The sequence below is a fragment of the Acidovorax sp. Root219 genome, assembly GCF_001428665.1.
In the GTDB taxonomy this organism is placed as follows: domain Bacteria; phylum Pseudomonadota; class Gammaproteobacteria; order Burkholderiales; family Burkholderiaceae_C; genus Acidovorax.
This window is the reverse complement of the sequence record NZ_LMIJ01000024.1, coordinates 283,514-310,274: the sequence shown is the minus strand read 5'-3', so window position 1 is coordinate 310,274 and position 26,761 is coordinate 283,514. Positions and strand designations below refer to the sequence as shown.

Here is a 26,761-nt window from a genome sequence, read left to right as displayed (position 1 = left end):
CGACCAGCTCTTTTCAGCGCAGCCTTTGATTGTATACCGAGTTTTTGCTCGCTTTTCTCAAAGGACCCAACTTTTTGCAAAGTTCGCTTCGGTCTACCCAAACTGCCGAAGGCACTACCTGAGGCAGCGCTTTCTGCTGACCGACTTCTGTGAACAGATGTCTTGGTAGCGAAGCCCTCGACTATAGCATGAGTTTTTGGGCTGGGTGGAAGAGCCCCCTCACTTTCTGCAGAAAAGCGGCCGACCACCTGGCGCCACACCCACGCCCGCATGGCTGCAAGGGCCCCTCCTATATAGAAGCAGGGCTGCATCACCCATGCACAGGGCCCGCGCGCACCGCAAGTCCCTGCCAAAAACAGCCCGTCAGCACCCCGACACATGCAAAGTGCGCGCGCCCTCGATAATCCTCCCCCTATGGCACTTATCACTCTACTGGACGCCCAACTCGCATTTGGGCACGTTGCACTGCTGGACCACGCCGGCTTCTCTCTGGAGGCAAACGAGCGCGTGGGACTGATCGGGCGCAATGGCGCCGGCAAATCGTCCATGCTCAAGATCCTGGGCGGCATGGCCAAGCCCGATGACGGATCGCTGCAGGTGCAACAAGGCACCCGCATTGCCTTCGTGGCGCAGGAGCCCTCGCTCGACCCCGAAGCCAGCATTTTCAAGGCCGCTTCTGAAGGATTGCAGGCCGTGATTGCAGTGCGTGACCAGTACCTCTCGGGCGCCGAAGGGTTGGACCTGGACGCACTGCAATCCCAGATCGAGGCCTATGACGCCTGGAACTGGGAGCAGCGCGTGGAAGAGACCCTGCAGCGCCTGCACCTGGACCCCGAGGCCATCGTCGGCACCCTCTCGGGTGGTACCAAGAAGCGCGTGGCACTGGCGCAGGCCCTGGTGGCGCGGCCCGATGTGCTGCTGCTCGATGAGCCGACCAACCATCTGGACCTGGATTCCATCGAATGGCTGGAGGACCTGCTGCTCGACTTCCCGGGCAGCGTGGTCACCATCACCCATGACCGGGCCTTCCTGGACCGGGTCGCCACCCGCATCGTGGAGCTGGATCGGGGGCAACTGCGCTCCTACCCTGGCAACTTTGCCCAGTACATGGTCCAGAAGGAAGACCAGTTGGCGCAGGAAGCAGTGATCTCCGCGAAGGCCGACAAGCTGCTGGCCCAGGAGGAGGTGTGGATTCGCCGCGGCGTGGAAGCGCGGCGCACCCGCAGCCAAAGCCGCATCACGCGCCTGCAAGACCTGCGCTCACGGCGCGAAGCACGCCGTGACGTGGTGGGCAGCGTGCGCATGGACGTGGCCACGGGCAGCGGCAATGGCTACCAGGGCAAGATCGTGGCCGAGCTCACCAACGTGAGCAAGTCGTTTGGCGACCGGACCATCGTGAGCAATTTCACCGGCACCATCCTGCGTGGTGACAAGGTGGGGCTGATCGGCCCCAACGGCGCGGGCAAGACCACGCTGCTGAAGATGATCCTCGGTGAGCTGGCACCGGACACCGGCGACATCCGCCAGGGCGCCAACCTGCAGGTAGCCTACTTCGACCAGATGCGCCATGCCGTGAACCTGGATGCGACGCTGGAGGACTTCATCAGCCCCGGCAGCGAATGGATCGAGATCGGCAACCAGCGCAAGCACGTCAAGAGCTACCTGAGCGACTTCCTGTTCTCTCCGGCCCGTGCCCACTCCCCTGTGCGTTCGCTGTCGGGTGGCGAGCGCAACCGCCTGTTGCTGGCGCGCCTGTTCGCACGCCCGGCCAATGTGCTGGTGCTCGACGAGCCTACCAACGACCTGGACATCGACACGCTGGACCTGCTGGAAGAATTGCTCGAAAACTACGATGGCACGGTGTTCCTGGTGAGCCATGACCGCACCTTCCTCGACAACGTGGTGACCAGCACCATTGCGTCTGAAGGCAATGGCCTGTGGCGCGAGTACGAGGGTGGCGTGCAGGATTGGCTGCTGCAATCGCGCCGCAGCCGTGCGGCCGCCGCGGCCGCTGCCCCGGCGGCAGGCACCAAGCCGTCGGCTGCCAAAGACGCAGCCCCTGCAGCGGCCCCCTCCAAGACCGAGCAGACCTCGCGCAAGAAACTGTCGTACAAGGAACAGCGCGAGCTGGATGCCCTGCCCGATCGCATCGGCGCCCTGGAAAAGGAGCAGGCCGAGGTACAGGCCGTGCTGGCCGATGGCAGCGTCTACGCCACCGACGGTGCCAAGGCGGCCAAGCTCACGGCCCGCGCCAGCGAGATCGACGAGGAACTGATGGCAGCGCTGGAGCGCTGGACGGCGCTGTCGGCCTGACAGACCAGAAGGAATCGATGGGGGTTCGCCCCCACTGATCGGCGCGAAGGCCGCGCCCAGGTCAGATGCGGTGATGGAGCCGGTCGGTCGCTCCACGCAAGCGCGCCACCAGGGCCGGGGCAATCTGGCCGAGCGGCAGCACTTCATCGGCCGCGCCGTGGGCGATGGCCTCGCGCGGCATGCCGAAGACGATGCAGGTGGCTTCGTCCTGCACGTAGTTGTAGCTGCCTGCGTCCTTCATCTCGCGCATGGCAGCCGCACCATCGTTGCCCATGCCGGTGAGCATGATGCCGAAGGCATTGCGTCCGACCACGGCGGCGGCCGACTTGAACAGCACCTCCACCGAGGGCTTGTGCCGATTCACCGGGGGGCCATCGTCGACCACGGCCACATAGTTCGCACCGCTGCGCGCCACATGGAATTGCGTGCCCCCGGGAGCGATGTAGGCATGGCCTGGCAGGATGCGCTCGCCATTGGAAGCCTCCTTGACCGTGATCTGGCACAGGCCGTTGAGCCGTGCCGCAAAGCTGGTGGTGAAGCCCGGAGGCATGTGCTGGGTGATCACGATGCCTGGCGAATCGGCCGGCATGTGCACCAGCACCTCCTTGATGGCCTCCGTGCCCCCGGTCGAGGCGCCGATGCAGATCAGCTTCTCGGTGGACAGGCGTCCCAGCAAGGTGGTGGGTGCCGCCGGGGCCGCCGTGCCCGCGCCGGAAGCGGAATGCGCAGTCGATGCCTCGCGCGGCGCAGCGCGGCGCACCTGGGCCACGGCCGCCACGCGGATCTTGTCCACGATCTGGGTCGCCAGGTCGTTGAGGCCGCTGGCCAGGCCCACCCGGGGCTTGGCCACGAAATCGATGGCACCGAGCTCCAGCGCCTTCATGGTCACCTCGGCCCCGCGCTCGGTCAGCGTGGAGATCATCACCACCGGCATGGGCCGCAGGCGCATCAGCCGGCCCAGGAAGTCGATGCCATCCATGCGCGGCATTTCGACGTCCAGGGTGATCACGTCCGGGTTCATTTCCCGGATCATCTCGCGCGCCACCAAGGGGTCGTTGGCCGTGCCAATGCACTCCATGTCCCGTTGCCGGTTGATGATCTCCGACAGCAGACTGCGCACCAGCGCCGAATCGTCCACCACGATCACCCGGATTTTCCTGCTCATTATTCTCTCAGGCTTTCTTCGTCTTCAATCAAAACAGATCCACGGAGCCACCCGAGGTGGTCTTTGCGACGGTCGCAGCATTCCCGCGCCTTTCCTGCTCCACCAGGGTCTCGGGATGGGCGTGCGCCAGGCGCTTGACCATGGCCTTGCCCGTCACCGGGAAGAACACCACCTTGCGGGGATAGATGTCCAGCACGTCTTCCGAGACAATGGGGATGCGCTCCGTATGCAGGTAGTTCAGCACGAAGGTGGTGTTGCGTTCGCCCACATTCATGGTGGTGAAATTGTGCATCACCTGCGCACCGCCAAAGATCTTGGCCTGCATGGTTTCGCGCCGGGCACCGAGCTTGAGCATCTCGTTGATGAGCAACTCCATCGCGTACGAACCATAGCGCCCCGAGGCATCTGCCAGGTCGCCGTCGGGCAGCATGAAATGGTTCATGCCCCCGATGTGCGCACGGCTGTCCCACAGGCAGGCGGCGATGCACGAGCCCAGCACCGTCATGATGACCATGCTTTCGTCGGCCACGAAATACTCGCCGGGCAGCACCTTCACAGCGTTGTGCTGGAAGTGGTGGTCCAGATAGAAGAAGGATGCCTCGCCCGGCTTTCTGGCCCGGGCCTTGAGCTCATTGAGCGAGGATTCGCGCGGCGCCGAGCTGGACGAGTAGATGTCTGCACTCAGCGGTGCGATGCGCGGAGCGCGCCGGCGCTCCGACGCTCCCGGCGTCGCAGGGGCAGCACCAGGCATGAACGTGTTTGGCGCAGGGCCGGATTGGTTGTGGGTCATGGGAGCTGCTTGGAACATGTTCCTACGGGCGAACAGAGGGGCGGGTCAGCGGCGTTCATAGACCGTCTTGCCGCGCAGGGTGAAGAGATCACGGGACTCGCTGAAATTTTCAGCATGGCCCACAAACAGCATGCCACCGGGTTTGAGCACGCGGTGAATGCGCTCCAGCACCTTGCGCTGCGTGGGCGCATCAAAATAAATCATCACGTTGCGGCAGAACACCACGTCAAAAGGCTCCTTGAAGGGCCAATCGTCGCGGATGAGGTTCACGCTCATGAAGTCGATGGCACGGCGCAATTCGGGCTTGACCCGCACCATGCCATCATTGCCGCCCTTGCCCTTGAGAAAGAACTTTTGCAGCCGCTCCGGGCCCAGGCCCTTGAGGTTGTCGAGCCGATACACCCCCTGGCCGGCGGTGGCCAGCACCTTCGAGTCGATGTCACTGGCCGTGAGCTTGAAGGAGGCGTTGGCCCCCAGCGACTCGAAGGCCGTCATGACGATGGAGTACGGTTCTTCGCCGGTGGAGGCCGCGTTGCACCACACCTTCCAGGCAGTGTTGGCCGGCTTGCTGCGCAGCAGCGTTGCGAAGATCTCGAAGTGGTGCTGCTCGCGAAAGAATGCCGTGAGGTTGGTGGTGAGCGCGTTCACGAACTCCTGCCACTCGGGGCCATCGTGCGTTTCCAGCCAGCCCAGGTATTCATGGAAGCTGTTGTGCCCCGTATCGCGCAGCCGGCGCGAGAGCCGGCTGTAGACCATGGCATGCTTGCCGTCGTGCAGGCTGATGCCGGCGCGCTGGTAGATCAGCGCCTGCACCCGGGCAAAGTCGGCGTTGGTCCATACGAACTCACGCCCCTGCGCCAGCGGGCCCGACGGTGCCGGGGCACTGGCAGCGGCTGCGGCGGCAGCACGCGCGCCGGCCGAGGAAATACTGGTGGTCTGGGGCATCATTTTGATCATCCGCTCGGAAGTCCATTTCGCTCCAAAAAGGCCTGCAGACCCTTGCCTGCAGTTTGGCTTGCGGCCACCCACCTGACCGACTATGGCGTTCGTTACTCCGCCGTCGTCACCAATCCCATGTCCACACTCGACATCAGCTTTTCGATGTCGAGCAGGATCAGCATGCGCTCACCCACCGACCCCAGCCCCAGAATGCAGCTGTTGTCGATGGCGCTCTCGATGTCGGGCGCCACGCGGATGCTCTCGGGCGTGAGCTCCATCACGTCGCTGACCGAGTCCACCACGATGCCGACCACGCGGTTGCGCAGGTTCAGGATGATGACCACCGTGAAGCTGTTGTAGTCCGCCTGCGCGCAGTTGAACTTCAGGCGCATGTCCACGATGGGGACGATGGTGCCGCGCAGGTTTACCACGCCCTTGATGAATTCGGGGGCGTTGGCAATGCGCGTCGGCGGCTCGTAGCCCCTGATTTCCTGGACCTTCAGGATGTCGATGCCGTACTCTTCCTGGTCCAATCGGAACGTCAGATACTCGCGCGCACCGGTCGGCGCGTTGTCGGCAGTTTTACCCATCACACTCATGGTGCGTTCTCCTTGTTAGCAGTGCTGGTGCATTCCATGAACACATCGCACCCGAATCAGTGGCGGGCCCGGCGCACCAGGCCACCCGTGTCCAGAATCAGTGCCACCGTGCCGTCACCGAGGATGGTGGCGCCCGAGACATTGGGCACCTTGCGGTAGTTGGTCTCCAGGTTCTTCACCACCACCTGGTGCTGGCCCAGGAGCTCGTCGACCAGCAGCGCCACACGGCTGCCGTCGGCCTCCACCACCACCATGATGTTGCTCGACTTGTTCAGGTCGAAGCGCGGCACCTGGAAGATCTTTTCCAGTGCAATCACCGGCATGTACTCGTCGCGCACCTTGACCAGCTGCGAGCCCTGGGCCACGGTGCTGACGTCGTCGGAGTTGACCTGGAAGGACTCCACCACCGAGGACAGCGGCAGGATGTAGACCTCTTCGCCCACGCCCACCGACATGCCGTCCATGATGGCCAGCGTGAGCGGCAGGCGCACCGACACCTTCATGCCATAGCCTTCGGCGGAGTCCACCTCGACCGAGCCGTTCAGGGCGGCAATGTTGCGCTTGACCACGTCCATGCCCACGCCACGGCCCGACACGTCGGTGACCTCATCGGCGGTGGAGAAGCCAGGCGCGAAGATCAGTTGCCACACGTCGGCATCGCTCATCTGGTCGGACACATCCAGGCCCCGCTCCTGCGCCTTGCGCAGGATCTTCTCGCGCGACAGGCCGCGGCCGTCGTCGCGCACCTCGATGACGATGGAGCCCCCCTGGTGCGACGCCGACAGGGTGATGGTGCCCAGCTCGGGCTTGCCCTTGGCCAGGCGCTCTGCCGGCATCTCGATACCGTGGTCGCAGCTGTTGCGCACCAGGTGGGTGAGCGGGTCGGTGATCTTCTCGACCAGGCCCTTGTCCAGTTCGGTGGCTTCGCCCAGGGTGACCAGCTCGACCTTCTTGCCCAGCTTGTTGGCCAGGTCGCGCAGCATGCGCGGGAAGCGGCTGAAGACGATGGACATGGGGATCATGCGGATCGACATCACCGATTCCTGCAGGTCTCGTGTGTTGCGGTCCAGGTCGGCCAGGCCGGCCAGCAGTTGCTGGTAGGCGCCTGCGTCCAGCCCGCGGCTGTTCTGCGCCAGCATGGCCTGGGTGATCACCAGCTCGCCCACCAGGTTGATGAGCTGGTCGACCTTGTTCACGGCCACGCGGATGGTCGTGGATTCCATCTGCGCCTGGGCTGCAGCCTTGGGCTCGGCAGCGGCCACGGCCTTGGACGCCGAGGGCTTGGCGGCCGCACCGGCAGCAGGCACCGCGCTCGGGGCGCCAGGCGCGTCCGAGAAAAAGCCGTAGGACACGTCGGCGCCACCCGAAGGGGGCTCGATCTCGTGCACCGCGTGGTCGGGATCGACTTCGGCGGCTGCAGCGGGTTCTTCGTCGCCGTCGCTGAAGCGCACCTGCTCTTTGGACACATGGAAGGCGAACAGGTCCAGCAGGTCATCGGTGGACGAGGTGGTTTCCACCGCGAACACGCGCACGCCCGCCTGCACGCTGGGCAGATCGCTGATGGAGCCCAGGCCCGGAATGTCGCGGAACAGTTCCTTGATGGTGTCGGCCTGCTCGGTCTTTTCCAGCGGCCCGATGTGGATCTGCAGCTTGCGCAATTGCCCGGGCACGTGCGCCTTGATGGCAGGCGCAGGAGCGGCGGCCACCGGTGCCGGGGCGGGCGCTGGGGCCGCGGCAGGAGCGCCGTCCGGGACCACGCCTGCCGCCAGTTCGCTGATGCGCTTGACCAGGGAGGTGGTGGACACGGCCTCGCCCTGCCCGCCTGCCTGGTGGCGTGCCAGCAGGCTGCGCGAGGCATCGGCGGATTCCAGCAGCACATCGACCATGGGTGGAATGGGCTGCAGCTCGTGGCGGCGCAGCCGGTCGAGCAGGGACTCCATCTGGTGCGTCAGCTCGGCCACATCGGAGAAGCCGAACGTGGCGGCCCCACCCTTGATCGAATGCGCGCAGCGGAAGATGCCATTGAGCTCTTCGTCGTTGGCAGCGCTCAGGTCCAGGTCCAGCAGCATCTGCTCCATCTGGTCCAGGTTCTCGCCAGCCTCTTCAAAAAAGATCTGATAGAACTGGCTCAGGTCAAAGTCAGCACCGCCGGCCCCTGATCCCTCTTGATAGCTTTCAGCCATAGTCGGCTCCTTTATACGTGGTGGCGCCCGTGCATCCGTTTCAACGGATCACCTTCTGGATGACTTCGATCAAGCGGTTGGGATCGAACGGCTTGACCAGCCAACCGGTGGCACCGGCCGACCGCCCCGCCTGCTTCATCTGGTCACTCGATTCCGTGGTCAGGATCAGGATAGGGATGGTCTTGAATTTGGGGTGCTCGCGCAGCTTGCGCGTGAGGCCTATGCCATCGAGCCGGGGCATGTTCTGGTCGGCCAGCACCAGGTGGATGTCGTGGCTCTCGGCCTTTTCCAGGGCATCTTGCCCATCCACCGCCTCCACCACGTGGTATCCGGCACCTGTGAGGGTGAAAGACACCATTTTTCGCATGGATGGTGAATCATCTACGGCAAGTATCGATTGCATTTAGGACTCCAACTGACTTGAATATATAGGTGAACCAGCGATGCCGACTTCAGAATAGATCAATAGACCCGGCATCCATCTCGCTTTGCGTGACGGGATTGGGCCGATCCGGCGCCATTTCGGCAAACGGCGCCGCCTCCTCGCCCTCATCGTGCCCCATGGCCTCGGACGCCAGCCGGAACGCGCAGCCCTGCAGGACCTTGGTGGTATGCCAGATGAGCTGCGAAGCCATGTCCTGGAACTGCAGCTCGGTGACGGCACTGCGCAAGGCCGTACGGGCGGCCGCCAACTCGGGCGAATCCGCGACGAAGGCATCGTTCAGCACGGCATTGGCCTCGCCAAAGCGCTCCAGCAGATTGTCCGTGGCATGGTTCAACAAGCCTTCCAGGCGGTGCAGGTCGTGCATGACGACCAGCAGCGAATCCTGCAGTTCTGCTGCCACCATGACCGGAACCTGAACTGCCGGCCCAGTTGACGTTGATAGCGTAGATTGCATTGTTTCTCCATAGCAACAAGCAGACCAGGGTCCTCAAGCCCCCAACTGGCGGCCCGCGCTGGCAGACCCCGCCAACCCTTGCAAAAACCCCGACATTGCGTTCTATTGGACGATAGCCTTCTCACCCACTCCACCGGGACAAACACCCTTGTTTGTTCCAATTTGTATCCTATGATAGCGCTCATATGGTCATGACAGTAGCAGGCCAGCCCTTACGCCTCCTGCACCTGGAGGATTCTCTGGCAGACCATGTTCTGGCCAAGCTCACTTTGCAGCGTGCCAAGCTGCATTGCAACGTCCAGCAGGTAGACACCCTGCAGGATTTCTGTGATCTCACCAGCAACCAACCCTTTGATTTGATCCTTGCAGACTACAGACTGCAAGGATTCACTGCGCTCGATGCATGGGAGCATGTGGCTAAATTAGCAACACCTGTGCCATTTGTGTTGCTGTCAGGGGCGATTGGCGAGGCGGCGGCGGTGGACGCCATGCGCCTGGGCTTCTCGGATTACCTGCTCAAGGACGATATTTCCCGCCTGCCGCACGTGGTCACGCGGGCCATCGAGGTGCACCAGGCCCGCCAGGACCGCGAGCGCGCCGTGGCCGAGCTGGCGGCCTCCCAGCAGCGCCTGGCGGAGCTCACCGAGCACCTGCAGACCTCCATCGAACAGGAGCGCGCCTCCATCGCGCGCGAGATCCATGACGATATCGGCGGTTCGCTGACCGCCGTGCGGGTAGACCTCGCCTGGATCGGCCGGCATGCGCAGGACCCGGGGACACAGGACCACCTTGCCAGCGCGTCGGACATGTTGCAACACGCCATCGGCGCCAGCCAGCGCATCATGATGAACCTGCGGCCACCCATCCTGGAGCAGGGGCTGGTGGCCGCCATCCAGTGGCTGGCGGCGGGCTTTGAGCGCCGCAGCGCGGTGCGCACGCAGGTGGTGGCCAGTGGCGAGGCGATCGATGTGCCCAGCGATATCCAGCTGGTGGCCTACCGCACGGCGCAGGAGGCGCTGACCAACATCGCCAAATACGCCCAGGCCGGCAAGGTGCATATCGACCTGTCCGACCATGAAGGGGTGCTGACCGTGGAGATCGCCGACGACGGCTGCGGCTTTGACGTGGCCCGGCTGGCCGACAAGCCCAAGGCCTTTGGGATCAAGGGCCTGCACGAGCGGGCGCGCACCGTGGGCGGCTGGCTCGATGTCAGCACGCAGCCGGGCAAAGGGACTTGCCTCACACTGTCGATACCGCTGGCCACCTCGGACCAGCCCCCCATCACAGGAGATGTCTGGTGATCAACGTCGTTTTGTGCGATGACCATGCCGTGCTCAGGCGCGGCATCCGCGATACCCTCACCGAGGCCACCGACATCAAGGTGACCGGGGAGGCCGGCGGCTACGCCGAATTGCGCGAGGTGCTGCGCAGCGCCCCCTGCGACGTGCTGCTGCTCGACCTGAACATGCCCGGGCGCGGCGGCCTGGAGGTGCTGGCCACCCTGCGCGAAACGCATTCGACCATCAAGGTGCTGGTGGTATCGATGTACCCCGAGGACCAGTACGCGCTGCGCTGCCTGAAGGCTGGAGCCCAGGGCTATGCCAACAAGGCCTCCGACCCGGCGGAATTGATCAACGCGGTGCGGGTGGTGATGCAGGGCCGCAAGTACCTGACGGCCGAGGTGGCCCAGATGCTGGCCGAGAGCCTGGCCCAGCCGGTGCTGGAGAGCCCGCACGCCACGCTGTCCGAGCGCGAGCTGCAGACCTTGATCAAGATCGCCTCGGGCCGCCGTCTGGCCGACATTGCCGAAGAGCTGATGCTCAGCCCCAAGACGGTGAGCGTGTACCGCTCACGCGTGCTCGAAAAGCTCAAGCTCTCCAACAATGCCGAGCTCACCGTCTACGCCATCCGCAATGAGTTGGTATGACCCCCTGAGTCGCTTCGCGCCATCCCCCTGAAGGGGAACGCCACCCCTGGCCTGGCAAAGCCAGTTCCACGGTGGCACTGGCTTGTGCCATGCCTGCGTTACCGGCGGAGCCTCTTAGCAGCGGCCGCTACCGCTGGCTGGAGAACAGGTCGATGGATTGCTGCATCAGCGTGAGGATGGGCTGCTCCAGCATGGGCAAAGTGGCCGTGATGCCCAGCAAGCCCACGGTGAGCGTGACCGGAAAGCCGACCGCGTAGATGTTCATCTGCGGCGCCACGCGCGAGATGATGCCCATGGCCAGGTTGACGAACAGCAGCAACGCGATCATGGGCAGGGCGATCCACAACGCGCTGGAAAACAGGGAGGAGCCCAGCTCGTACAACCGCATCTGCCCGATGGCCTGCAGAAAGTTGCCGTCCACGGGAAAGCGGTCGAAGCTCTTGACCACGGCCATGATGACCATCAGGTGGCCGTTGATGACGATGAACAGCAGCGTGGCCATGTGCCCAAAGAAGCGCGCCACGGCGCTCACCTGGCCGTTGCTGGCGGGGTCGAAGAAGGAGGCGAAGTTCAGGCCCATCTGCAAGCCGATCATTTCACCGGCCAGCTCCACCGAGGCAAACACCAGCCGCACCGAAAAGCCGATGGCCAGGCCCACGGCCACCTGCTGGACCACGGCGCCCAGCGCCTCTCGGCCATTGATGTCGATCACCGGCTGGTTCACCAGCACGCCCTGCGCGCACAGGGCCACGAAGAAGGCCAGGCCGATCTTCACCCGCATGGGAATGGTGCGCATGGAGAACACCGGCGCCACGGAAAACATGGCCAGCACCCGGATGAACGGCCACAGGATGGGCGAGATCCAGGCCACCAGTTGGGCCTCGGTGAACGTGATCACGGGAACACGGGGCCGTGCGCTAGCCGACGACCGAGGGAATCGACTCGATGGTTCGGCGGATGTAGTCAACCAGGGTGCTGATCATCCAGGGCCCCGCGATCGCGAACACCACCATCGCAGCAATCAGCTTGGGCACGAAGGCCAGGGTGGCTTCGTGGATCTGCGTGACCGCCTGGAAGATGCTCACCACCAGGCCCACTGCCATCACCACCCCCAGCACGGGCATGGCGATCATCAGCAGCAGCGTGAGGGCGTCGCGCCCCATGGTCAGTACCATCTGTGAAGTCATGGGGTCGGTCCTCTACGTGACGAAACTGGCGGCGAGCGAGCCGATCAGCAGGTTCCAGCCATCGGCCAACACGAACAGCATGAGCTTGAACGGCAGCGCCACCAGCACCGGTGACAGCATCATCATGCCCAGGGACATGAGGATGCTGGAGACCACCATGTCGATCACCAGGAAGGGGATGAAGATCATGAAGCCGATCTGGAACGCCGACTTGAGCTCGCTGGTCACGAATGCCGGCACCAGCACGCGAAACGGCGCGGTCTCTGCGGTCACCTCGGGCGCCAGTCGGGCCAGGCGTGCGAACAGCGCAAAGTCCGACTGCCGGGTCTGCTTGAGCATGAACTCGCGCATCGGCACCTCGGCCCGCTCCACCGCCTGCTCGAAGGTGATGGCATTGGTGGTGTAGGGCACGTAGGCATCCTTGTGCACCCGGTCGAAGGTCGGCCCCATGACGAAGAAGGTCAGGAACAGCGACAGGCCGATGATCACCTGGTTGGGTGGTGCCGACTGCGTACCGATGGCCTGGCGCAACAGCGACAGGACGATGACGATGCGCGTGAACCCCGTCATCAGCAGCAGGATGGCGGGCAGGAACGACAGCGCCGTGAAGAACAGCAGCGTCTGGATCGGCACGGAATAGCTCGTGCCGCCACTGCCAGCGCCCACCAGCACGGGCAGCGTTCCCGGGGCTGCGGGAGCGGCTGCCGTCTGCGCCAATGCAGGCACCTGCCAGACCAGGAGGCCCAGCGCGGCCAGGGCCGCCACCCACGCGGCGCGGGGCAGCGATGCAGGGCGTGCCGAATCAGACATGCGGTTCCTTGCGCGCCTCGGCCGCCGCCATTTCGCGGGCGAAGGCGGAGTTGTCAGCCACCACCACCGGCAATGCAGCCGGTGCCGCAGGGATGGCGGATGGAGCCGCCAGCACATGCAGGCAACTGACCTGCTGCGCCGTGACACCGAGCACCAGCCAAGTGCGTGCTCCCTCGGGGCCCACCTCCACGGTGACCACCCGCTGCTGCGGACCCACGGCCACTGCCGACAGCACGCGCGATGCGGCCCCAGCCGGCAGGCCCCCTGCGGCATGGCGCTGCTGCAGGCGCTTGATGAGCCAGGGCAGGCAGGCCATGGCGCCCACGAACAGGACGACGACGACCAGCGTCTGGGTCATCCCCATGGCCGTGCCCCCATCACCCACGGCTCACGCGCCGCAACCGCTCCGAAGGCGTCACCACGTCGGTCAGGCGGATACCGAACTTGTCGTTCACCACCACCACTTCGCCCTGGGCGATCAGGTAGCCGTTGACGAGCACGTCCATCGGTTCCCCGGCCAGCGCATCGAGTTCGACGACCGAGCCCTGCGCCAGTTGCAGGATGTACTTGATCGGCACCCGGGTGCGGCCCAGCTCCACGGACAGCTGGACGGGGATGTCCAGCACCATGTTGATGTCGTTGACCGTGCCGTCACCGTTGACTGACGCGGACGGCCGCACCGCATCGCCGGACAGGGGGCCGCCCTGCTCGGTGTCACCGGGCTTGTCGTCCGAGCTTTTTTGCTCTTCGAGTGCTTCGGCCCAGCCCGCAAACGGATCCTCGGCGGCGCCGTCCTTGTTGTCGTCTTCAGTTGACATCTTTTTCTCCCAGCCAGCTCATGTCCGAGTTGCGCAGGCACTCTTCGATGCGGATGGCATATTTCGAATTGTGGGTCCCATACTGACACTCGAAGATGGGAACACCGCCGATCGACGCGCGGATGCGCGGCTCCCGGTCGAGCTCGATGAAATCACCGGGCTTCATGGCCAGCAGCTGCTCCACCGTGGCATCGGCCTTGGCCAGCTCCGCCACCAGGACCACCTCGGCCGCCTGGATCTCGCGCGTGAGCACGCGCACCCAGCGCCGGTCCACCTCGATGGAGTCGCCCTGCGTCGAGGAGTACAGCACGTCGCGGATGGGCTCCAGCGTGGCGTAGGGCATGCAGATGTGGATGGCGCCCGACAGGTCGCCGATTTCCAGCTGGAACGCGGTGGACACCACGATCTCGCTGGGCGTGGCAATGTTGGCGAACTGCGGCTGCATTTCCGAGCGCTGGTAGTCGAGCTCCAGCGGGTAGATGCCCTGCCAGGCCTTCTTGTATTCGGCGCAGATCACGTCGACCAGCCGGTTGATCACGCGCTGCTCGGTGGGCGAGAAGTCACGCCCCTCGATGCGGGTCTGGAACTTGCCCACCCCGCCGTACAGCGTGTCGATGATGCCGAACACCAGCGACGGCTCGCACACGATCAGGCCACTGCCACGCAGCGGACGGATGGCCACGATGTTGAAGTTGGTAGGGACTGCGAGTTCGCGCAGGAAGGCGCTGTAGCGCTGCACCGATACGGTGCCGACCGAAATCTCGGGGCTGCGGCGGATGAAGTTGAACAGGCCGATGCGGAAGTTGCGCGCAAACCGCTCGTTGACGATTTCCATCGTCGGCATGCGGCCACGAACGATGCGCTCCTGGCTGGAGATGTCGTAGTTGCGTACGGACCCCGACTCGGCCACTTCCTCGACGGACTTCTGGCTCTCGCCAGTGACGCCTTCCAGAAGGGCATCAACCTCTTCCTGCGATAGGAATGAATCACTCATGGCAGGATTGTCCTCGCGTCACTGGATGATGAAGCTGGAGAAAAGAATGCCTTGCACCGGATTCTTCGGTGCCTTGCGCGGCGGCGGCTGCTCCTCATCGTCCTCGCCGACGGGCACCGACGCGGGTTTGGGCCGCTCGCGCGCCACGGTGAAACCCAGTGGACGGGAGACTTCGCGCAGGATGTCTTTGGCCAGTTTTTCCTTGCCTTCGCGCACCAGCAGCTCGCCGGAGGTGCGCTGGGATACCAGCAGCAGCACACTGCTGCGGATGGAGGGCAGATAGAGCTTGATCTGCTCGGCCGTCTTGGCGTCGGCCACCTCGACTGTGATGCCGATCTGCGCAAACCGGTCGCCGCCCGGATCGGCGAGATTGACCACCATGTTCTCCAAGGGCAGGAAGGTCGGCGGTGTTTTGGCCGTCTCGTGGGCCGGCGCCGCAGCGGTCGCGCCCCCCTCCTCGTCGTCGGCGTGCTTTTTCTTGCCCAGGATGAAAAAGGCCGCAGCGCCCGCGATGCCCAGCACGAGCACCAGAGCGACCACGATGATCAGCATCTTCTTGCTTTTGGGCTTCTCCTTGGCCGGAGCGGCAGCAGCATTGGCAGACACGTGACAGGTTCCTTAGGTGGGATTCGATGGTGGCATCTCGCCGGGAACGGCATCGGGCCGGCAGACGCTTCCCATTGTGGCGCAGCTGCCGGTCCAATAATAGCCAGAATACACCCCTTAACAGCGTGTTAACGCTGGCAATCGCTGTGCCACCGTAGTGCGGCATCCTGCGGCAGCACTGCCAGCCGCGTTACACGAAGACGTCCACGGCACTGTTGTTGCGCGTGCCGCTCCCCGCCAGCCGCTGGCTGACATCCGTGGGGCCCGAGACCAGCACCTGGCCCTGCTGCCCATCGCCAGAACGGTTGCGCTGCTGCTCGGCATCGCCCGCCATGGTGCCCTGGCCTGCCGAGGTGCCCACGGTCATGCCCGACAGGACCAGGCCCTCGCTGCGCAGCAGTTCGCTGAGCTGCGCCATGCTTTGGTCGAGCATCTCGCGGGTGTGCTCCTGGTCGCTGCGGAAGGTGACATGGGCCTCGTTGCCGGACAGGGCTACCGTCACGGCCAGGGGCTGGCCGTCGCGGTTCAGGGTGACCTCGGCACTTTGGGTTTTCTGGTTGGCCCAGTAGGTGACCTGCTCGGCCAGCAATTCTTCGGCCCCGGTCTGTGCCAGTTCTTCAAAGCCCGAGGTGCCCGACGCACCATCCACTGTGAAGGAGGGCTCGGCCCCGCCTTCGCCCAGGCCGCCCGAGCCTCCGTGACGGGACGACTCGCTGCCGCCGCCCGCATCGGCGCCCCGCGCACCGGAAGCAGCCACTGCAGCCGTTGGATCCAGGTTGGCCAGCAAGGCGGCGTCCACCCCGGTGGCGCCGCTCTCGCCCGAAACACGGTGCAGGCCCGGGCCGAGCTCGCGCACGGTGGCGGCCACTGCGGTGGACATGGTCGACAGATCGCCCGTGGAGGCAGCCACCTGCTGGGCATCGCCGCCCGCAGCGCGCGCCGACACGGCGCCCACGCTACCGGTGCCGCCCAGGCCGGAATCACTGGAGCCGCGCTGCAGGGCTGCGCTGTGCATGCGCGAAAACTGGCGCCCGAAGCCCAGCGTGGCCGTAGCCGGCTGCGATGCATCCGGCAAACCGCCATCCAGTGCCACGGTTTGCGACACCAGACCATCGGCGGCCGGCAGGCCCTGGCCCGCCAGAAGCTGTCCGGCAAGGGCCGGAGCACCGCCAGCAGGATCAGACAGCATATTGGCCATGGCTCCACGCGCCACTCCGGTCTGCCCCAACAGGCCGACGGCGCCCATGCCCTCCGCACCCGGCGTATTACCGCCCTGCCCCTCCAAACCTCTGAGTTGCTGGGCAGCACTGTCGCCTGCGACCAGCGCCTGCCAACCAACCAGGGTGGACGGATCGACGGCGGCCAGGGTGCTGGAAGCATCCGCAGCACCCGGGACGGCGGCCAGCGGATCCCCCCCCTCGGCGAACTCCGGGTCCTGGGCGGCCAGCAGTGCCAGAAAACTGTCGGGCTGCGCGGCAGCCCCGGCGCCATCGTCCGTAATGCCCTTTTGCTGGGCGTGGGCGCGCGTGCGCGCGGTCTGCTGGGGAGACTGCGTCCCCTGGGGGGTGGATATGCGTGCCTGTTCCATGGTCAATTCTCCTGCCCTATCGATCCTGAACCCTGCGGCTGTATTGCATCGCCGCACGTTCATCGGTTTGTTTCTGTTCCATGCGGGCCTGGGCCTGCTCCAGCTCGCGCCGCCGCTGCTCGACCACCTTGCGCAGGCTGGCCAGGCGCTGCTCCGCCTCCATCAGGCCGCGCCGTGCGTTCTCGACCCGCGCCTCCTGGTCGCCCACCACGCTGGTCTGCAGGCCTGCGGCATGCCCCAGTCGGTCCATGAACTGGTAGTGGTGGTACATCACCTCGGGTTGCACGCGCGTGTCCGCCTGCATGCCCCAGCGCTGCTCGGTCTCGCGGGCATAGTCCTGCAGCTGGTGCAGCTGCGCCTGGGCCGCCTGCTGCACGGCCAGGGCCTCCTGCAGCACGCGGCGCGCCTCGTCGCGCTTGCGCGCGGCAATCTCCACGGCGACGATGAGGGCACTGAGGACGGACATGGTGGGGCCTTCCTGTCCTTACTGGTCGAGCACGGCCGCCATGGCGTTCACGCTCTGGTCCATGGTGGACGCCTCGAACATGTCCTGCTGCAGAAAGGCTGCCATCTGCGGCTGCAGGTGGATGGCTTCGTCCAGCGCTGGGTCGGAGCCGCTCATGTACGCCCCCACCTGCACCAGGTCGCGGCTCTTCTGGTAGCGCGAGTACACGGCGCGAAAACGCCGCGCCACGTCGAAATGGCCGCGCGAGACCACGTTGTGCATCACGCGCGAGGCCGATTGTTCTATATCGATAGCCGGGAAGTGCCCCGACTCGGCCAGCGAGCGCGACAGCACGATGTGCCCGTCCAGGATGGCGCGCGCAGCGTCGGCGATCGGGTCCTGCTGGTCGTCGCCCTCCGACAGCACGGTGTAGAACGCGGTGATGGAGCCCACGCCATGCAGGCCATTGCCGCTGCGCTCGACCAGCGCGGGCAGCTTGGCAAAGCACGATGGCGGGTAGCCCTTGGTGGCCGGTGGCTCGCCAATGGCCAGCGCGATCTCGCGCTGCGCCATGGCGTAGCGGGTCAGCGAGTCCATGAGCAGCAGCACATGCTTGCCCTTGTCGCGGAAATGTTCGGCCACTGCCGTGGCATAGGCCGCACCCTGCATGCGCAGCAGCGGCGGCGCATCGGCCGGCGCGGCCACCACGACCGAACGCGCCCGGCCATCGGCCCCCAGGATGTCTTCCACGAATTCCTTGACCTCGCGGCCCCGCTCGCCGATGAGGCCGACCACGATCACGTCGGCGCGGGTGTAGCGGGCCATCATGCCCAGCAGCACGCTCTTGCCCACGCCCGAGCCGGCGAAAAGGCCCAGGCGCTGGCCACGGCCCACGGTGAGCAATGCATTGATGGCGCGCACGCCGGTGTCCAGCGGCAAGCGCACCGGATCACGGTCCATGGCGTTGATCTGGCGGCGGTCCATGGGCTCGGAGACCACGTCCTGCACCGGACCGCCATGGTCCAGGGGTAGCCCCTGCGGATCCACCACCCGCCCCAGCAGGCCGTCTCCCATGGGCAGGCGCAGCACGCCCGCCTTCGGGGAGGGCCGGGAAGGCTCACCCAGGCGCGGGCTGGCCACGTAGGGCGCGGCGGGCACCACGCTGGCGCCACTGGACAGGCCGTGGATGTCGCCCGCAGGCATCAAAAAGGCACGGTCGGCCGAAAAACCCACCACCTCGGCCAGCACCGGCGCATGCCCCGGCATCTGCACCATGCACTGCGACCCCACCGGCACACGGATGCCCACGGCTTCCAGCACCAGGCCGGTCAGCCGGGTGAGGGTGCCGCGCGTCTCCAGCGGCGCACGCTGGCGCACGCGCTCGCGCGCATCGTCCATGAACTGCGTCCAGGCGCTGGAGGCAGGTGCATCAACGCTCATCGCCGCTCTCCTGCCAGGGCGACTCCAGCCCCAGCGAGGCGATGGCACGCTCCCAGCGCTTGGCCACGCTGCCATCGACCACGGTGCCGCCGGACTCGACCAGGCAACCCCCTGCAGGCACGGCCGCATCGGCCACCCACTGGATGCCTGCGCCCATCTCATCGCGCAAGGGTTGCTCCACCGCCCCCATGTCCGCAGGGTTCAGGCGCACCATCGCGGGGCGCCCCTCAGCCACCAGCATGCCCACGGCCTCGCGCACCACCGGCTCCAGCACATCGGGACTGACCGAGAGCTCCCGGCGCACGACTTCGCGGGCGATGTCGCAGGCCAGCGCCAGCACGTCCTGGGCCATGCGCTGCTGCATGGCGGCGAGGGACTCCTGCAAAGACTGCACCACGCCGGCAATGCTCTGGGACATTTCCAGCGCCTGGCCCGACACATAGTCGTCCATGCGCTGCTGCCACTCGAGGGCCGTGTCGGCCTGGCCCTGTGCCAGCCCTTGGGAAAAAGCCGCATCGCAGGCCTGCTGCACCAGTGCCAGCTGGGCGGCCTCCACCTCGGCCGGATCGGGCAGGGGCTCGGGCTCGGGCAGCGCCTCGGGTTCGGGCTCCACCGGTTCGGAGCCGTCCACGGCGCCGAACTTCCACTGCGTGACCAGCCCCACCTCTTCGCTGGGGATGAAGCGCGAGTACGAGCGTTGGCTAGACGAAGGCATCGTCACCACCGCCTGCCAGCACTATTTGCCCTTCATCGGACAGGCGCCGGACCGTCTTGAGGATTTCCTTCTGCTGCGCTTCCACTTCGGACAGCCGCATGGGGCCGCGCGACTCGAGGTCTTCGCGCAGCGCTTCGGACGCACGCGAGGACATGTTCGACAGGAATTTTTCGCGCAGCTCGGGCACGGCACCCTTGAGTGCAACGATGAGCGTCTCGGAGGCCACTTCCTTGAGCACGGTCTGGATGGCCTTGTCATCAAGCTTTAGCACGTCTTCAAAGACGAACATCTTGTCCATGATCTTCTGCGCCAGATCGGGGTCGTAGCCGCGGATGGACTCGATCACCACGCTGTCCATGTTGGAGCCCAGCAGGTTGATGATCTCGGCTGCCGCCTTGACGCCGCCCAGAGAGCTCTTGCGGATCTTGTCGCCACCGGCCAGCACCTTGAACAGCACCTCGTTGAGGTCCTTGAGCGCCGTGGGCTGGATGCCTTCCAGCGTGGCAACGCGCAACAGGATTTCACTGCGCTGGCGGTCGGTCAGGTGCATCAGGATGCCCGAGGCCTGCTCGCTGTCCAGGTGCACCAGGATGGCAGCAACGATCTGGGGATGCTCGTTGCGCAGCAACTCAGCCACCGACAGCGGATCCATCCACTTGAGGCTTTCGATGCCGGAGACGTCGCCGCCCTGCAGGATGCGGTCGATCAGCAGCGAGGCCTTGTCGTCACCCAGGGCCCGCTTGAGCACGGCGCGCACATAGTTGCCGGTGTCGGACACCAGCAGGCTCTGCGCCGCCGCGGCATCGGCAAAGCGGTTGATGACACTGTCCACCTTGTCGCGCGACACCGATTTCATGCGCGCGATGGTCTCGCCCAGTTTCTGAACCTCTTTGGGCGAGAGGTGCTTGAACACCTCGGCCGCCTCCTCCTCGCCGAGGGACATCAGCATGATGGCGGCGTCGTTGAGACCTTGTTCATCCATGGGCTATCCAAGCAAGTTGAGCGGCGACGGGGTCAGGCATTTTCGCCGTTCACCCAGGATTTGAGAATATTGGCGACGGCCACGGGGTTGGCCTTGGCCAGCACGCGCGCCTCTTCCAGACGCAATTGCTCTGGCGTGGCCACCACATTCTCTTCCTTCCTGGAAGGAGGCGGAAGCGCTGGGCGGTCGGGCTGGTCGGCTTCCAGCGCATCGAGCTGTCCACCGGCCACCGGAATTGCCCGGGGTGCACTGCTGCCTCCCTTGAGCGCGGGACGCACCAGGCCCAGGAGCACCATGGCGCCGAACAGCAGGGCCCCCACCGGCCAGGCAAAGCTCTTGGCCACATCGAGGACCTCGGGCTGCTTCCACAGCGGCACATCCGTCGACACTGCGGCCTCTACCTGGAACGGCGTGTTCATGAGGTTCACCGAGTCACCGCGCTCACCGTTGAAGCCGATGGTTTCACGCACCAGCGCCTTCATCTGCTCCAGCTGCTCGGGGGTGAGCGCCTTGGTAACGGTCTTGCCCTTTTCTTCGGTCGATTGGTAGTTCACCACCACGGCAGCATTCAGGCGCTTGATGGCCCAGTTGTTGCCGCGCGTGACCCGCACGGTCTTGTCCACTTCGTAGTTGGTGGTGGACTCGCGCTTGGTGGACGACTCCTCGGTGCCCTGCTGGGTGCCGGCCTGGGGCGCTGGATTGGCGCCGTTGATGGGTGCAGCCGAGGGTGCAGGCGGTTGATTGGCAACGGCACCGGGCACACCGGTCGCGGTCTTCTGGGCCATGCCAGAGGTTTCCAGCATCTGCTGGCTGCGCACGGCCTTGGCATCGGGGGTCTGGTTGGGGCGGAACTGCTCGGACGTGGACTCGGTGCGGCTGAAGTCCAGCTCGGCCGAGACCTGGGCCTTGACGTTGTTGCGGCCGACCACCGGCTCCAGGATGTCCTGGATGCGGCGTGTGAGCTGCTGCTCGATCTGCTGCACATAGAGCAGTTGCTGTGCATCGACCGCATTGGCCGCCGCGTTGCCGTCAGGCGACTGCGAGAGCAGCTTGCCCGTATCGTCCAGCACGCTCACGGCCGAAGGCGCCAGCTCGGGAACGCTGGAGGCCACCAGGTGGACGATGCCGGCGAGCTGGGCCCGGTCCAGGATGCGCCCGGGGTGCAGGCTGATCAGCACCGAGGCCGAGGGCTTTTGCTGTTCGCGGAAAAAACCGTTCTGGTTGGGCAGCGCCAGGTGCACACGAGCGCTCTGCACGGAAGACAGGGCCTGGATAGAGCGGGTCAGCTCGCCCTCCAGGCCGCGCTGGAAGTTCAGGCGTTCCTGGAACTGGGTCATGCCGAAGCGGTTGCTTTCCATCAGCTCAAAGCCCGTCACGGAGCCGCGTGGCAGGCCCTGGGTGGCCAGGCGCAGGCGCACATCATGCACCTTGTCGGAGGGAATCAGGATCGCACCGCCGCCTTCGGCGTACTTGTAGGGAACGTTCATCGTGGTCAACTGCGCCACGATGGCACCGCCATCCTTGTCGTTCAGGTTGGAAAACAGAACACGGTAGTCGGGCTGGCGGCCCAGCACGATGGCAGCGATCGCGACGGCGACCAGCAGCGCCACGCCCACACCCAGGCGCATGCGCTGGGCCCGGTCGAGGCTGGACAACCGCTGCAGCCAGTTGGGACGGGCTGCGGGAGGTGCAAGCGGAGCGAGTGGGATTTCAGCAACTGCAGACATCGTGCTTTCCAATAGATGGGGCCCGGCAAGGGACCTTGGCGTGGGTTCGATTATTTCGCTCAAGTACCCGCCATGTTCTGCCGATAAGGCGCGCCTTTGGGCATCTATTCCCCATGATGGCCCACGGACGCCTGGCTACTATCACCACATCCCCCATCCCCCAATGGACACTGCCATGGACCTCCGCATCACCAGCTCTACCACCCCCATGGCGGGTGCCGGCATGGCGCGCCGCGCCGCCATGCCGCAGGCCGAAGGCAACGATGTGGGCTTTTCGGGCGCACTCAAGGGCGCGCTGCAGTCGGTGAGTGCCGCACAGAACAAGTCGGCCGACCTGCAAAAGGAAGTCCAGCTCGAAAACCCCTCGGTCAGCCTGGAAGAGACCATGGTGGCGATCCAGAAGGCCCAGATCGGCTTCCAGGCCACGCTGCACGTGCGCAACCGCATGGTACAGGCCTATACCGACATCATGAACATGCAGGTTTGAGGGCACCCCCTGAGGCGCTGCGCGCCTTCACCCCTCTCTCATATTGCTTCGCAATCTGGGAGGGGGACGCCCCCAGCGCGGCGGGGCGGCCCTTGCGCGGGGGCACTGGCCTGGGGAGCGCCAGTTTCATGCGCCTGGGGATGGCGCACAGCGCCATATGAGGCCTGCATCCCGGCGCGCCTGAGCACCCATCCTCCCATTGGACTTTGATTTCGATTCGATTCCACTGCTGAAGCCGCATTCACCGCATCGACAGGGTCATTGATCCTTGCAGTGGCACAAGCGCCTTCTGCCCTTCTGCACTACCTAGCAGGCAGCAAAAAAGCCACCGGCCGTCTTGCGACGTGCGGTGGCTTTTTTTCTTCCCGGCGGGAACCAGGGCCGTGGATGGAGGTGCCGCCCGGCAGCCCCTCCTTCTTCATGCCCCGTTCAGTGCATCATCTGCGGCTGGCCTTCGAACAGGTGCTCGAACTGTGCCAGCCAGGGCTCGGCCAGGCAGCGGATCTGGGCATCGTTGCGCAGGATGCGCTGCATGATGCGCGTCTTTTCGCGGCGGTGCTCGGGCAGCAGTTCGTGCTCCTGGGACTTGAAGCGCAGTTGCTCGATCAGCACGGCGCAGGCCCCTTCGTAGCGCACCACGCCATCCCAATCCTTGAGCTTAGCGGCCTCCAGCATCTTGGCGCTGCTGTCTTCAATGGCTTTGTAGTAATCAATCAGCATGTGGGACATGGTTCATGCCTCCACCAGCACAGGCTGGCCCGAAGCGGTGGCGTTGGTATAGGTGGCCGCGCCATTGTTGTTCTTCTTGATCTCGTTCCAACCGAGCGCGATCGGCTCGATCAGGCGCATGACCTCTTGCATCATGGCATCGTCGTTGCGGGCGTTGGCCAGGATCAGGCGGCGCACGCAGTAGTCGTACAGGGCGCCCAGATTCTCAGCCAGCTCTCCGCCATCGACCTTGTCCAGCGCAGTGCTCAAGCCTTCTTCGATGATGCGGATGGCCTTGGAGACCGCGTTGCACTTGCCCGGCACGTCGCCGCGCGCCATGGCACCGCGTGCCGTGGCGATGGAGTTCAGTGCACCTTCATACAGCAGGCTAACCAGCTGGTGCTGGTCAATCGTGTGCATGCTGGTTTCCACATTGATACGCTGATAGGCGTTGGCTGCACGGGGGTTGTGGGCGCTGAACATGGCGGTGATCCTTGCGGTTTGATATTTAGTTTATCGGCTGTTGCCACCAAAACTAAAGACCTTCCGTCATGACGACTTGTTCCAGGTGGTCACCTGCTGGGCGATGTACGCATTCAGGGCGTTGAGCGAGGCCATCTGGGTGTCCAGAGCGTTGTAACGCGCCGTGATGCGTGCCTCGAACGCATCGATCTTGGCCTGGGCCGTCACCTGATCCTTGGTATTGCGAACTTTGGACAGGTTCAGCGTATCGTCCTTGGACTTGAAGAAGCCATCGTTGCCCAGCAGATTCGTGGTCAGCGCCTTCACGCGCACGGCCACCCCGCTGGCGGCCCCTGGATCGGGATTGCGGAACAGGCTCTTTACGTCCTCCATGTTCTCGTTCATGGCCTTGGTGAACTTGGTCGAATCCACCGCCAGATCGCCCGAGCGCTGCAGCGTGATGCCGACATCCGCCAGGCGCTGGAAGCCTGCCTTGCCGCCCGTGACCGACTGGATAGCCGAACGCAGCGAGTTCTGCAGCGCCACTGCGGTCGAGTCACCCTGCAGCAGGCCAGCCGACTTGGTCGCCGGATCGTACTTGGTGGCCTCGTTGAGAATGGAGTTGATGGCGTTGTAGGCCGTCACGAAATCATCGACGTTCTTCTGGACGGCCGTGTTGTCCTTGGCCACACCGATCTCGATGGCCGACGTGGTGACCTGTTCGGCTTTGAACGTCACGCCAGAAATCGTGTCGGCAAAGGTGTTGGTGGCCGAACTCACCGCGATGCCATTGATCGTCGCGTTGGCATTGGCGGCCGGCTGCGTCACGGTGCTGCCCGCTACCAGGCGCGACAGGCCGCTGGCATCGGTATTGCCGGCGCTGGTGATATCGGTGTCACCACCCTCCATGACACTCAGGCGGAAACCGGACTCCAGGCCGGTACTCTTGCTGCGCAGCAGCAGGCGCTCGCCCGACGCATCCTTGAGCACCGAGGCCGTGACCCCGGCATTGGAGCCATTGATCTTGCTGGCGACATCGCTCACGGTATCGGTGGCGGTGATGTCGATGTCCACCGGCGTGCCGGAGCCCGGGGTAAACGACGCGGGCGACACGCTCCACTGGCCCAGCTCCAGGCGCAACTTTCCCGCACCCAGTGCGCCGCCGACAGGCAGCAAGGCGGCCGATGCCGTGGCCTGCGCCTTGGCCAATCCCTGCACTTCCACGCTGAAGGTGGTGGGCAAGGTTCCGCCCACGGCGGTGGCGCTCACAAACTTGCTGTCAGACGAAGTGGTAGTGACACCGTTCCAGCCGGTCAGGCTGGTCAGCTTGCCCGCAGCATCGGCGAGCGAGGACACCAGGGACTTGATCTGCCCAAAAGCCGAAATCTTGGTGCTGACGGTCGCGGCCTCGAGCTTGAGCGTGTCCAGCGGCTTTCCTTCCAGCTTCACCAACTGGCTGATGATGCTTTTGACATCCAGGCCGCTGACTGCGACGCCTGGTGAAGAAATGGTAGCCATGAGAAACCTCCTGAACTGGTCAACGGAAATTATGGCGCCGATTGCGCACCAAGAACGTCCTTATTCGCACCAGGAAACCCGCCAATTCCAGCGCTCCCGGCACGCGCTGACTCCAGAGACCCGCTGCATCCGCCGCAGCTGCCCATGGCAGCGGGACGGTGAGCGGTCTGCACGGCCACCACTGGCGGGCGCGGCCTGAGCAGACAATTCCAAGGTGAAAAGGCGGCGACAGGAAAACTGTCGCCGCCCGATGCACCAGGGCCCTTTCAGGCCCTGCCAGCCATTGTGCGCTTAACGCAGCAGGGCCAGCACACCTTGTGGCAGCTGGTTGGCCTGGGCCACCATCGCCGTACCGGCCTGCTGCAGGATCTGCGAGCGCGACAGGTTGGCTGTTTCCGAAGCGAAGTCAGCATCCAGAATACGCGAACGCGAAGCGGACAGGTTTTCCGACGTCACCTGCAGGTTGGCGATCGACGTTTCGAAGCGCGATTGCAAAGCGCCGAGCTTGGCGCGCGACCCGTTGATGAAACTGAGCGCGGAGTCCACCGTCTTCAGGGCGTTGGTGGCCTTGGCGAAGGTCGTCACGTCCAGGTCGGCCACTTTTTGCAGCGACGAGCCACCGGTGGTCAGCGAGTTGCTGGCGGAGGTCACCGAGAAGGACTTGTCCGAATCCAGCGTCACGTAGCCGCTCACAGTGGTGAATTGTGCGGTGGTGTCCGCCGTCAGGGTCACTGCACCAGCGACTGCCGTGCCATCGGCCTGGAGCTTGGTAACCGTGGTGGTGCCCGCATTCTGCACGCCGGTGTCGCCCACCACGATGTCGTTGCCGGTCGCGTTGGTCAGGATCACGCGGTCACCGGAGCTGTTCAGCGCGGCCGTCACACCGGTCTTGGCGGACTGGTCGTTGATGGCAGCCACAGCGGCCGACAGGCGGTCGGCGCCCGAGGTAGCCGTCAGCGTGAAAGACACGTTCTGTGCGGTCGTGTTGTCACCCTGGATCGACAGCGTGTAGGAACCTGCCGTCGCAGCGATGTCCAGTTCCACGTCGGTACGGGCCGTTGCCGTCACACCCGAGTTGGCCTTGACTGCATTGATCTGGTCCGTGATCGTCTTGGCCGACGAGCTGCTGGCAACCGACAGGGTGGCCGTGCCCAGCGAACCGCTGATCGACACCGCACCCGAGGTCACGCCGTTGGCAGGAACCGAGGTAGCGGCCGCAGCAGCCGACACGCCGGCACCGGCGGAAGACAGGTTCTGGTTGTTGCCGTAGACGCTGGTGCGCAGGTTGGCGGTGGAAGCCGTGATGGTCTGGTTGGCGTTGGCGCCCACTTGGAACTGTTGCGTACCGAAGGTGCCGTCCAGCAGCTTCTGGCCGTTGAATTCCGTGGTTTGCGAGATGCGGTCCAGTTCGCTGACCAGTTGGCCCACTTCGGCNNNNCTGCAGGGCCTGGCGGTCGCC

The 26,761-nt window shown here is 64.9% G+C and carries 27 protein-coding genes and 1 pseudogene; 4 read left to right on the top strand and 24 right to left on the bottom strand.

From position 1 onward, the window contains the following. Window positions 1–414 precede the first annotated feature (414 nt). Window positions 415–2,313 (top strand): ATP-binding cassette domain-containing protein, encoded by a 1,899-nt coding sequence (locus tag ASE28_RS23545; RefSeq protein ID WP_057268673.1) that lies wholly within the window; start codon window positions 415–417, stop codon window positions 2,311–2,313. Between the two features lie 61 nt (window positions 2,314–2,374). Here ASE28_RS23545 and ASE28_RS23540 read toward each other — a convergent pair whose 3' ends face one another. The 7 genes from ASE28_RS23540 to ASE28_RS23510 all read right to left on the bottom strand — a co-directional run bounded on the left by ASE28_RS23540 (window position 2,375) and on the right by ASE28_RS23510 (window position 8,888). Then, the gene (locus tag ASE28_RS23540; RefSeq protein WP_057204120.1) at window positions 2,375–3,478 is read right to left on the bottom strand and encodes a chemotaxis response regulator protein-glutamate methylesterase; all 1,104 of its coding nucleotides are present in this window, start codon (window positions 3,476–3,478) and stop codon (window positions 2,375–2,377) included. A 28-nt stretch (window positions 3,479–3,506) separates the two neighbouring features. Further along, window positions 3,507–4,229: a chemoreceptor glutamine deamidase CheD gene (gene cheD / locus ASE28_RS23535; protein WP_082604320.1), complete on the bottom strand. Its 723-nt coding sequence runs from the start codon at window positions 4,227–4,229 to the stop codon at window positions 3,507–3,509. An 84-nt stretch (window positions 4,230–4,313) separates the two neighbouring features. After that, window positions 4,314–5,213, bottom strand: coding sequence for a CheR family methyltransferase (locus tag ASE28_RS23530; protein ID WP_057204151.1), 900 nt, complete (start codon window positions 5,211–5,213; stop codon window positions 4,314–4,316). A gap of 104 nt (window positions 5,214–5,317) precedes the next feature. Beyond that, the gene (locus ASE28_RS23525; RefSeq protein WP_057204119.1) at window positions 5,318–5,806 is read right to left on the bottom strand and encodes a chemotaxis protein CheW; all 489 of its coding nucleotides are present in this window, start codon (window positions 5,804–5,806) and stop codon (window positions 5,318–5,320) included. Window positions 5,807–5,862: 56 nt separating this feature from the next. Beyond that, the gene (locus ASE28_RS23520; RefSeq protein ID WP_057268672.1) at window positions 5,863–7,989 is read right to left on the bottom strand and encodes a chemotaxis protein CheW; all 2,127 of its coding nucleotides are present in this window, start codon (window positions 7,987–7,989) and stop codon (window positions 5,863–5,865) included. A gap of 40 nt (window positions 7,990–8,029) precedes the next feature. After that, complete coding sequence (locus tag ASE28_RS23515; protein ID WP_007853722.1) at window positions 8,030–8,392, bottom strand: response regulator; 363 nt, start codon at window positions 8,390–8,392, stop codon at window positions 8,030–8,032. Between the two features lie 49 nt (window positions 8,393–8,441). Continuing rightward, window positions 8,442–8,888, bottom strand: coding sequence for a hypothetical protein (locus ASE28_RS23510; protein ID WP_057204117.1), 447 nt, complete (start codon window positions 8,886–8,888; stop codon window positions 8,442–8,444). A gap of 185 nt (window positions 8,889–9,073) precedes the next feature. Between ASE28_RS23510 and ASE28_RS23505 the strand changes: the two genes are divergently transcribed. Then, complete coding sequence (locus ASE28_RS23505; RefSeq protein WP_057204116.1) at window positions 9,074–10,189, top strand: ATP-binding protein; 1,116 nt, start codon at window positions 9,074–9,076, stop codon at window positions 10,187–10,189. Continuing rightward, window positions 10,186–10,815: a response regulator gene (locus ASE28_RS23500; protein ID WP_057204115.1), complete on the top strand. Its 630-nt coding sequence runs from the start codon at window positions 10,186–10,188 to the stop codon at window positions 10,813–10,815. The genes ASE28_RS23505 and ASE28_RS23500 overlap by 4 nt, the downstream gene beginning before the upstream one ends. Before the next feature lie 127 nt (window positions 10,816–10,942). Here ASE28_RS23500 and fliR read toward each other — a convergent pair whose 3' ends face one another. From fliR to fliF, 13 genes are all read right to left on the bottom strand, one after another. Beyond that, entirely contained in the window at window positions 10,943–11,713 is a 771-nt protein-coding gene (gene fliR, locus ASE28_RS23495) for a flagellar biosynthetic protein FliR (RefSeq protein WP_057204114.1), read from the bottom strand. A 19-nt stretch (window positions 11,714–11,732) separates the two neighbouring features. Continuing rightward, window positions 11,733–12,002 (bottom strand): flagellar biosynthesis protein FliQ, encoded by a 270-nt coding sequence (fliQ, locus tag ASE28_RS23490; RefSeq protein WP_007853732.1) that lies wholly within the window; start codon window positions 12,000–12,002, stop codon window positions 11,733–11,735. Between the two features lie 12 nt (window positions 12,003–12,014). After that, window positions 12,015–12,812 (bottom strand): flagellar type III secretion system pore protein FliP, encoded by a 798-nt coding sequence (gene fliP, locus ASE28_RS23485; protein ID WP_057268671.1) that lies wholly within the window; start codon window positions 12,810–12,812, stop codon window positions 12,015–12,017. After that, window positions 12,805–13,170 carry a flagellar biosynthetic protein FliO gene (locus tag ASE28_RS23480; RefSeq protein WP_057268670.1) on the bottom strand — a complete coding sequence of 122 codons (366 nt, stop codon included), beginning with the start codon at window positions 13,168–13,170 and terminating at the stop codon, window positions 12,805–12,807. Before ASE28_RS23480 ends, fliP begins: the two co-directional genes overlap by 8 nt. Before the next feature lie 19 nt (window positions 13,171–13,189). Further along, complete coding sequence (fliN, locus tag ASE28_RS23475) at window positions 13,190–13,630, bottom strand: flagellar motor switch protein FliN (protein WP_057268669.1); 441 nt, start codon at window positions 13,628–13,630, stop codon at window positions 13,190–13,192. Continuing rightward, window positions 13,620–14,624, bottom strand: coding sequence for a flagellar motor switch protein FliM (gene fliM, locus ASE28_RS23470; RefSeq protein ID WP_007853747.1), 1,005 nt, complete (start codon window positions 14,622–14,624; stop codon window positions 13,620–13,622). Before fliM ends, fliN begins: the two co-directional genes overlap by 11 nt. Before the next feature lie 18 nt (window positions 14,625–14,642). Next, window positions 14,643–15,176 (bottom strand): flagellar basal body-associated protein FliL, encoded by a 534-nt coding sequence (gene fliL, locus ASE28_RS23465; RefSeq protein ID WP_057268697.1) that lies wholly within the window; start codon window positions 15,174–15,176, stop codon window positions 14,643–14,645. Between the two features lie 244 nt (window positions 15,177–15,420). Continuing rightward, window positions 15,421–16,818 carry a flagellar hook-length control protein FliK gene (locus ASE28_RS33210; protein WP_235516199.1) on the bottom strand — a complete coding sequence of 466 codons (1,398 nt, stop codon included), beginning with the start codon at window positions 16,816–16,818 and terminating at the stop codon, window positions 15,421–15,423. Window positions 16,819–16,834: 16 nt separating this feature from the next. Next, complete coding sequence (gene fliJ, locus ASE28_RS23455; protein WP_057204110.1) at window positions 16,835–17,284, bottom strand: flagellar export protein FliJ; 450 nt, start codon at window positions 17,282–17,284, stop codon at window positions 16,835–16,837. An 18-nt stretch (window positions 17,285–17,302) separates the two neighbouring features. Then, on the bottom strand, window positions 17,303–18,703 hold the full coding sequence (gene fliI / locus ASE28_RS23450) for a flagellar protein export ATPase FliI (RefSeq protein ID WP_057204109.1): 1,401 nt from the start codon (window positions 18,701–18,703) through the stop codon (window positions 17,303–17,305). Further along, complete coding sequence (locus tag ASE28_RS23445; RefSeq protein WP_057204108.1) at window positions 18,693–19,418, bottom strand: flagellar assembly protein FliH; 726 nt, start codon at window positions 19,416–19,418, stop codon at window positions 18,693–18,695. Before ASE28_RS23445 ends, fliI begins: the two co-directional genes overlap by 11 nt. Then, window positions 19,405–20,400, bottom strand: coding sequence for a flagellar motor switch protein FliG (fliG, locus tag ASE28_RS23440; RefSeq protein WP_057204107.1), 996 nt, complete (start codon window positions 20,398–20,400; stop codon window positions 19,405–19,407). The genes ASE28_RS23445 and fliG overlap by 14 nt, the downstream gene beginning before the upstream one ends. 32 nt (window positions 20,401–20,432) lie before the next feature. Next, window positions 20,433–22,127 (bottom strand): flagellar basal-body MS-ring/collar protein FliF, encoded by a 1,695-nt coding sequence (gene fliF / locus ASE28_RS23435; RefSeq protein WP_057268668.1) that lies wholly within the window; start codon window positions 22,125–22,127, stop codon window positions 20,433–20,435. Window positions 22,128–22,302: 175 nt separating this feature from the next. Between fliF and fliE the strand changes: the two genes are divergently transcribed. Beyond that, window positions 22,303–22,614 carry a flagellar hook-basal body complex protein FliE gene (fliE, locus tag ASE28_RS23430; protein WP_057204148.1) on the top strand — a complete coding sequence of 104 codons (312 nt, stop codon included), beginning with the start codon at window positions 22,303–22,305 and terminating at the stop codon, window positions 22,612–22,614. A gap of 429 nt (window positions 22,615–23,043) precedes the next feature. Here the strand turns inward: fliE and ASE28_RS23425 are convergent, their stop codons facing one another. The 4 genes and pseudogenes from ASE28_RS23425 to ASE28_RS23410 form a co-directional block, all read right to left on the bottom strand. Beyond that, complete coding sequence (locus tag ASE28_RS23425) at window positions 23,044–23,343, bottom strand: flagellar protein FliT (protein WP_007860919.1); 300 nt, start codon at window positions 23,341–23,343, stop codon at window positions 23,044–23,046. A 3-nt stretch (window positions 23,344–23,346) separates the two neighbouring features. Then, entirely contained in the window at window positions 23,347–23,805 is a 459-nt protein-coding gene (fliS, locus tag ASE28_RS23420; RefSeq protein ID WP_057268667.1) for a flagellar export chaperone FliS, read from the bottom strand. A 66-nt stretch (window positions 23,806–23,871) separates the two neighbouring features. After that, complete coding sequence (fliD, locus tag ASE28_RS23415; protein ID WP_057268666.1) at window positions 23,872–25,302, bottom strand: flagellar filament capping protein FliD; 1,431 nt, start codon at window positions 25,300–25,302, stop codon at window positions 23,872–23,874. A 291-nt stretch (window positions 25,303–25,593) separates the two neighbouring features. Then, window positions 25,594–26,736 (bottom strand): annotated as a pseudogene (locus ASE28_RS23410) (flagellin); the annotation flags it as partial. Window positions 26,737–26,761: the final 25 nt, after the last annotated feature.

Bases quoted from the DNA above. Each gene is read 5' to 3' on its own strand.
- ASE28_RS23545 (WP_057268673.1), top strand. From the start codon at position 415: ATGGCACTTATCACTCTACTGGACGCCCAACTCGCATTTGGGCACGTT.
- ASE28_RS23540 (WP_057204120.1), bottom strand. From the start codon at position 3,478: ATGAGCAGGAAAATCCGGGTGATCGTGGTGGACGATTCGGCGCTGGTG.
- cheD (WP_082604320.1), bottom strand. From the start codon at position 4,229: ATGCCTGGTGCTGCCCCTGCGACGCCGGGAGCGTCGGAGCGCCGGCGC.
- ASE28_RS23530 (WP_057204151.1), bottom strand. From the start codon at position 5,213: ATGCCCCAGACCACCAGTATTTCCTCGGCCGGCGCGCGTGCTGCCGCC.
- ASE28_RS23525 (WP_057204119.1), bottom strand. From the start codon at position 5,806: ATGAGTGTGATGGGTAAAACTGCCGACAACGCGCCGACCGGTGCGCGC.
- ASE28_RS23520 (WP_057268672.1), bottom strand. From the start codon at position 7,989: ATGGCTGAAAGCTATCAAGAGGGATCAGGGGCCGGCGGTGCTGACTTT.
- ASE28_RS23515 (WP_007853722.1), bottom strand. From the start codon at position 8,392: ATGCAATCGATACTTGCCGTAGATGATTCACCATCCATGCGAAAAATG.
- ASE28_RS23510 (WP_057204117.1), bottom strand. From the start codon at position 8,888: ATGCAATCTACGCTATCAACGTCAACTGGGCCGGCAGTTCAGGTTCCG.
- ASE28_RS23505 (WP_057204116.1), top strand. From the start codon at position 9,074: ATGGTCATGACAGTAGCAGGCCAGCCCTTACGCCTCCTGCACCTGGAG.
- fliQ (WP_007853732.1), bottom strand. From the start codon at position 12,002: ATGACTTCACAGATGGTACTGACCATGGGGCGCGACGCCCTCACGCTG.
- fliP (WP_057268671.1), bottom strand. From the start codon at position 12,812: ATGTCTGATTCGGCACGCCCTGCATCGCTGCCCCGCGCCGCGTGGGTG.
- ASE28_RS23480 (WP_057268670.1), bottom strand. From the start codon at position 13,170: ATGACCCAGACGCTGGTCGTCGTCGTCCTGTTCGTGGGCGCCATGGCC.
- fliN (WP_057268669.1), bottom strand. From the start codon at position 13,630: ATGTCAACTGAAGACGACAACAAGGACGGCGCCGCCGAGGATCCGTTT.
- fliM (WP_007853747.1), bottom strand. From the start codon at position 14,624: ATGAGTGATTCATTCCTATCGCAGGAAGAGGTTGATGCCCTTCTGGAA.
- fliL (WP_057268697.1), bottom strand. From the start codon at position 15,176: ATGCTGATCATCGTGGTCGCTCTGGTGCTCGTGCTGGGCATCGCGGGC.
- ASE28_RS33210 (WP_235516199.1), bottom strand. From the start codon at position 16,818: ATGGAACAGGCACGCATATCCACCCCCCAGGGGACGCAGTCTCCCCAG.
- fliJ (WP_057204110.1), bottom strand. From the start codon at position 17,284: ATGTCCGTCCTCAGTGCCCTCATCGTCGCCGTGGAGATTGCCGCGCGC.
- fliI (WP_057204109.1), bottom strand. From the start codon at position 18,703: ATGAGCGTTGATGCACCTGCCTCCAGCGCCTGGACGCAGTTCATGGAC.
- ASE28_RS23445 (WP_057204108.1), bottom strand. From the start codon at position 19,418: ATGCCTTCGTCTAGCCAACGCTCGTACTCGCGCTTCATCCCCAGCGAA.
- fliG (WP_057204107.1), bottom strand. From the start codon at position 20,400: ATGGATGAACAAGGTCTCAACGACGCCGCCATCATGCTGATGTCCCTC.
- fliF (WP_057268668.1), bottom strand. From the start codon at position 22,127: ATGTCTGCAGTTGCTGAAATCCCACTCGCTCCGCTTGCACCTCCCGCA.
- fliE (WP_057204148.1), top strand. From the start codon at position 22,303: ATGGACCTCCGCATCACCAGCTCTACCACCCCCATGGCGGGTGCCGGC.
- ASE28_RS23425 (WP_007860919.1), bottom strand. From the start codon at position 23,343: ATGTCCCACATGCTGATTGATTACTACAAAGCCATTGAAGACAGCAGC.
- fliS (WP_057268667.1), bottom strand. From the start codon at position 23,805: ATGTTCAGCGCCCACAACCCCCGTGCAGCCAACGCCTATCAGCGTATC.
- fliD (WP_057268666.1), bottom strand. From the start codon at position 25,302: ATGGCTACCATTTCTTCACCAGGCGTCGCAGTCAGCGGCCTGGATGTC.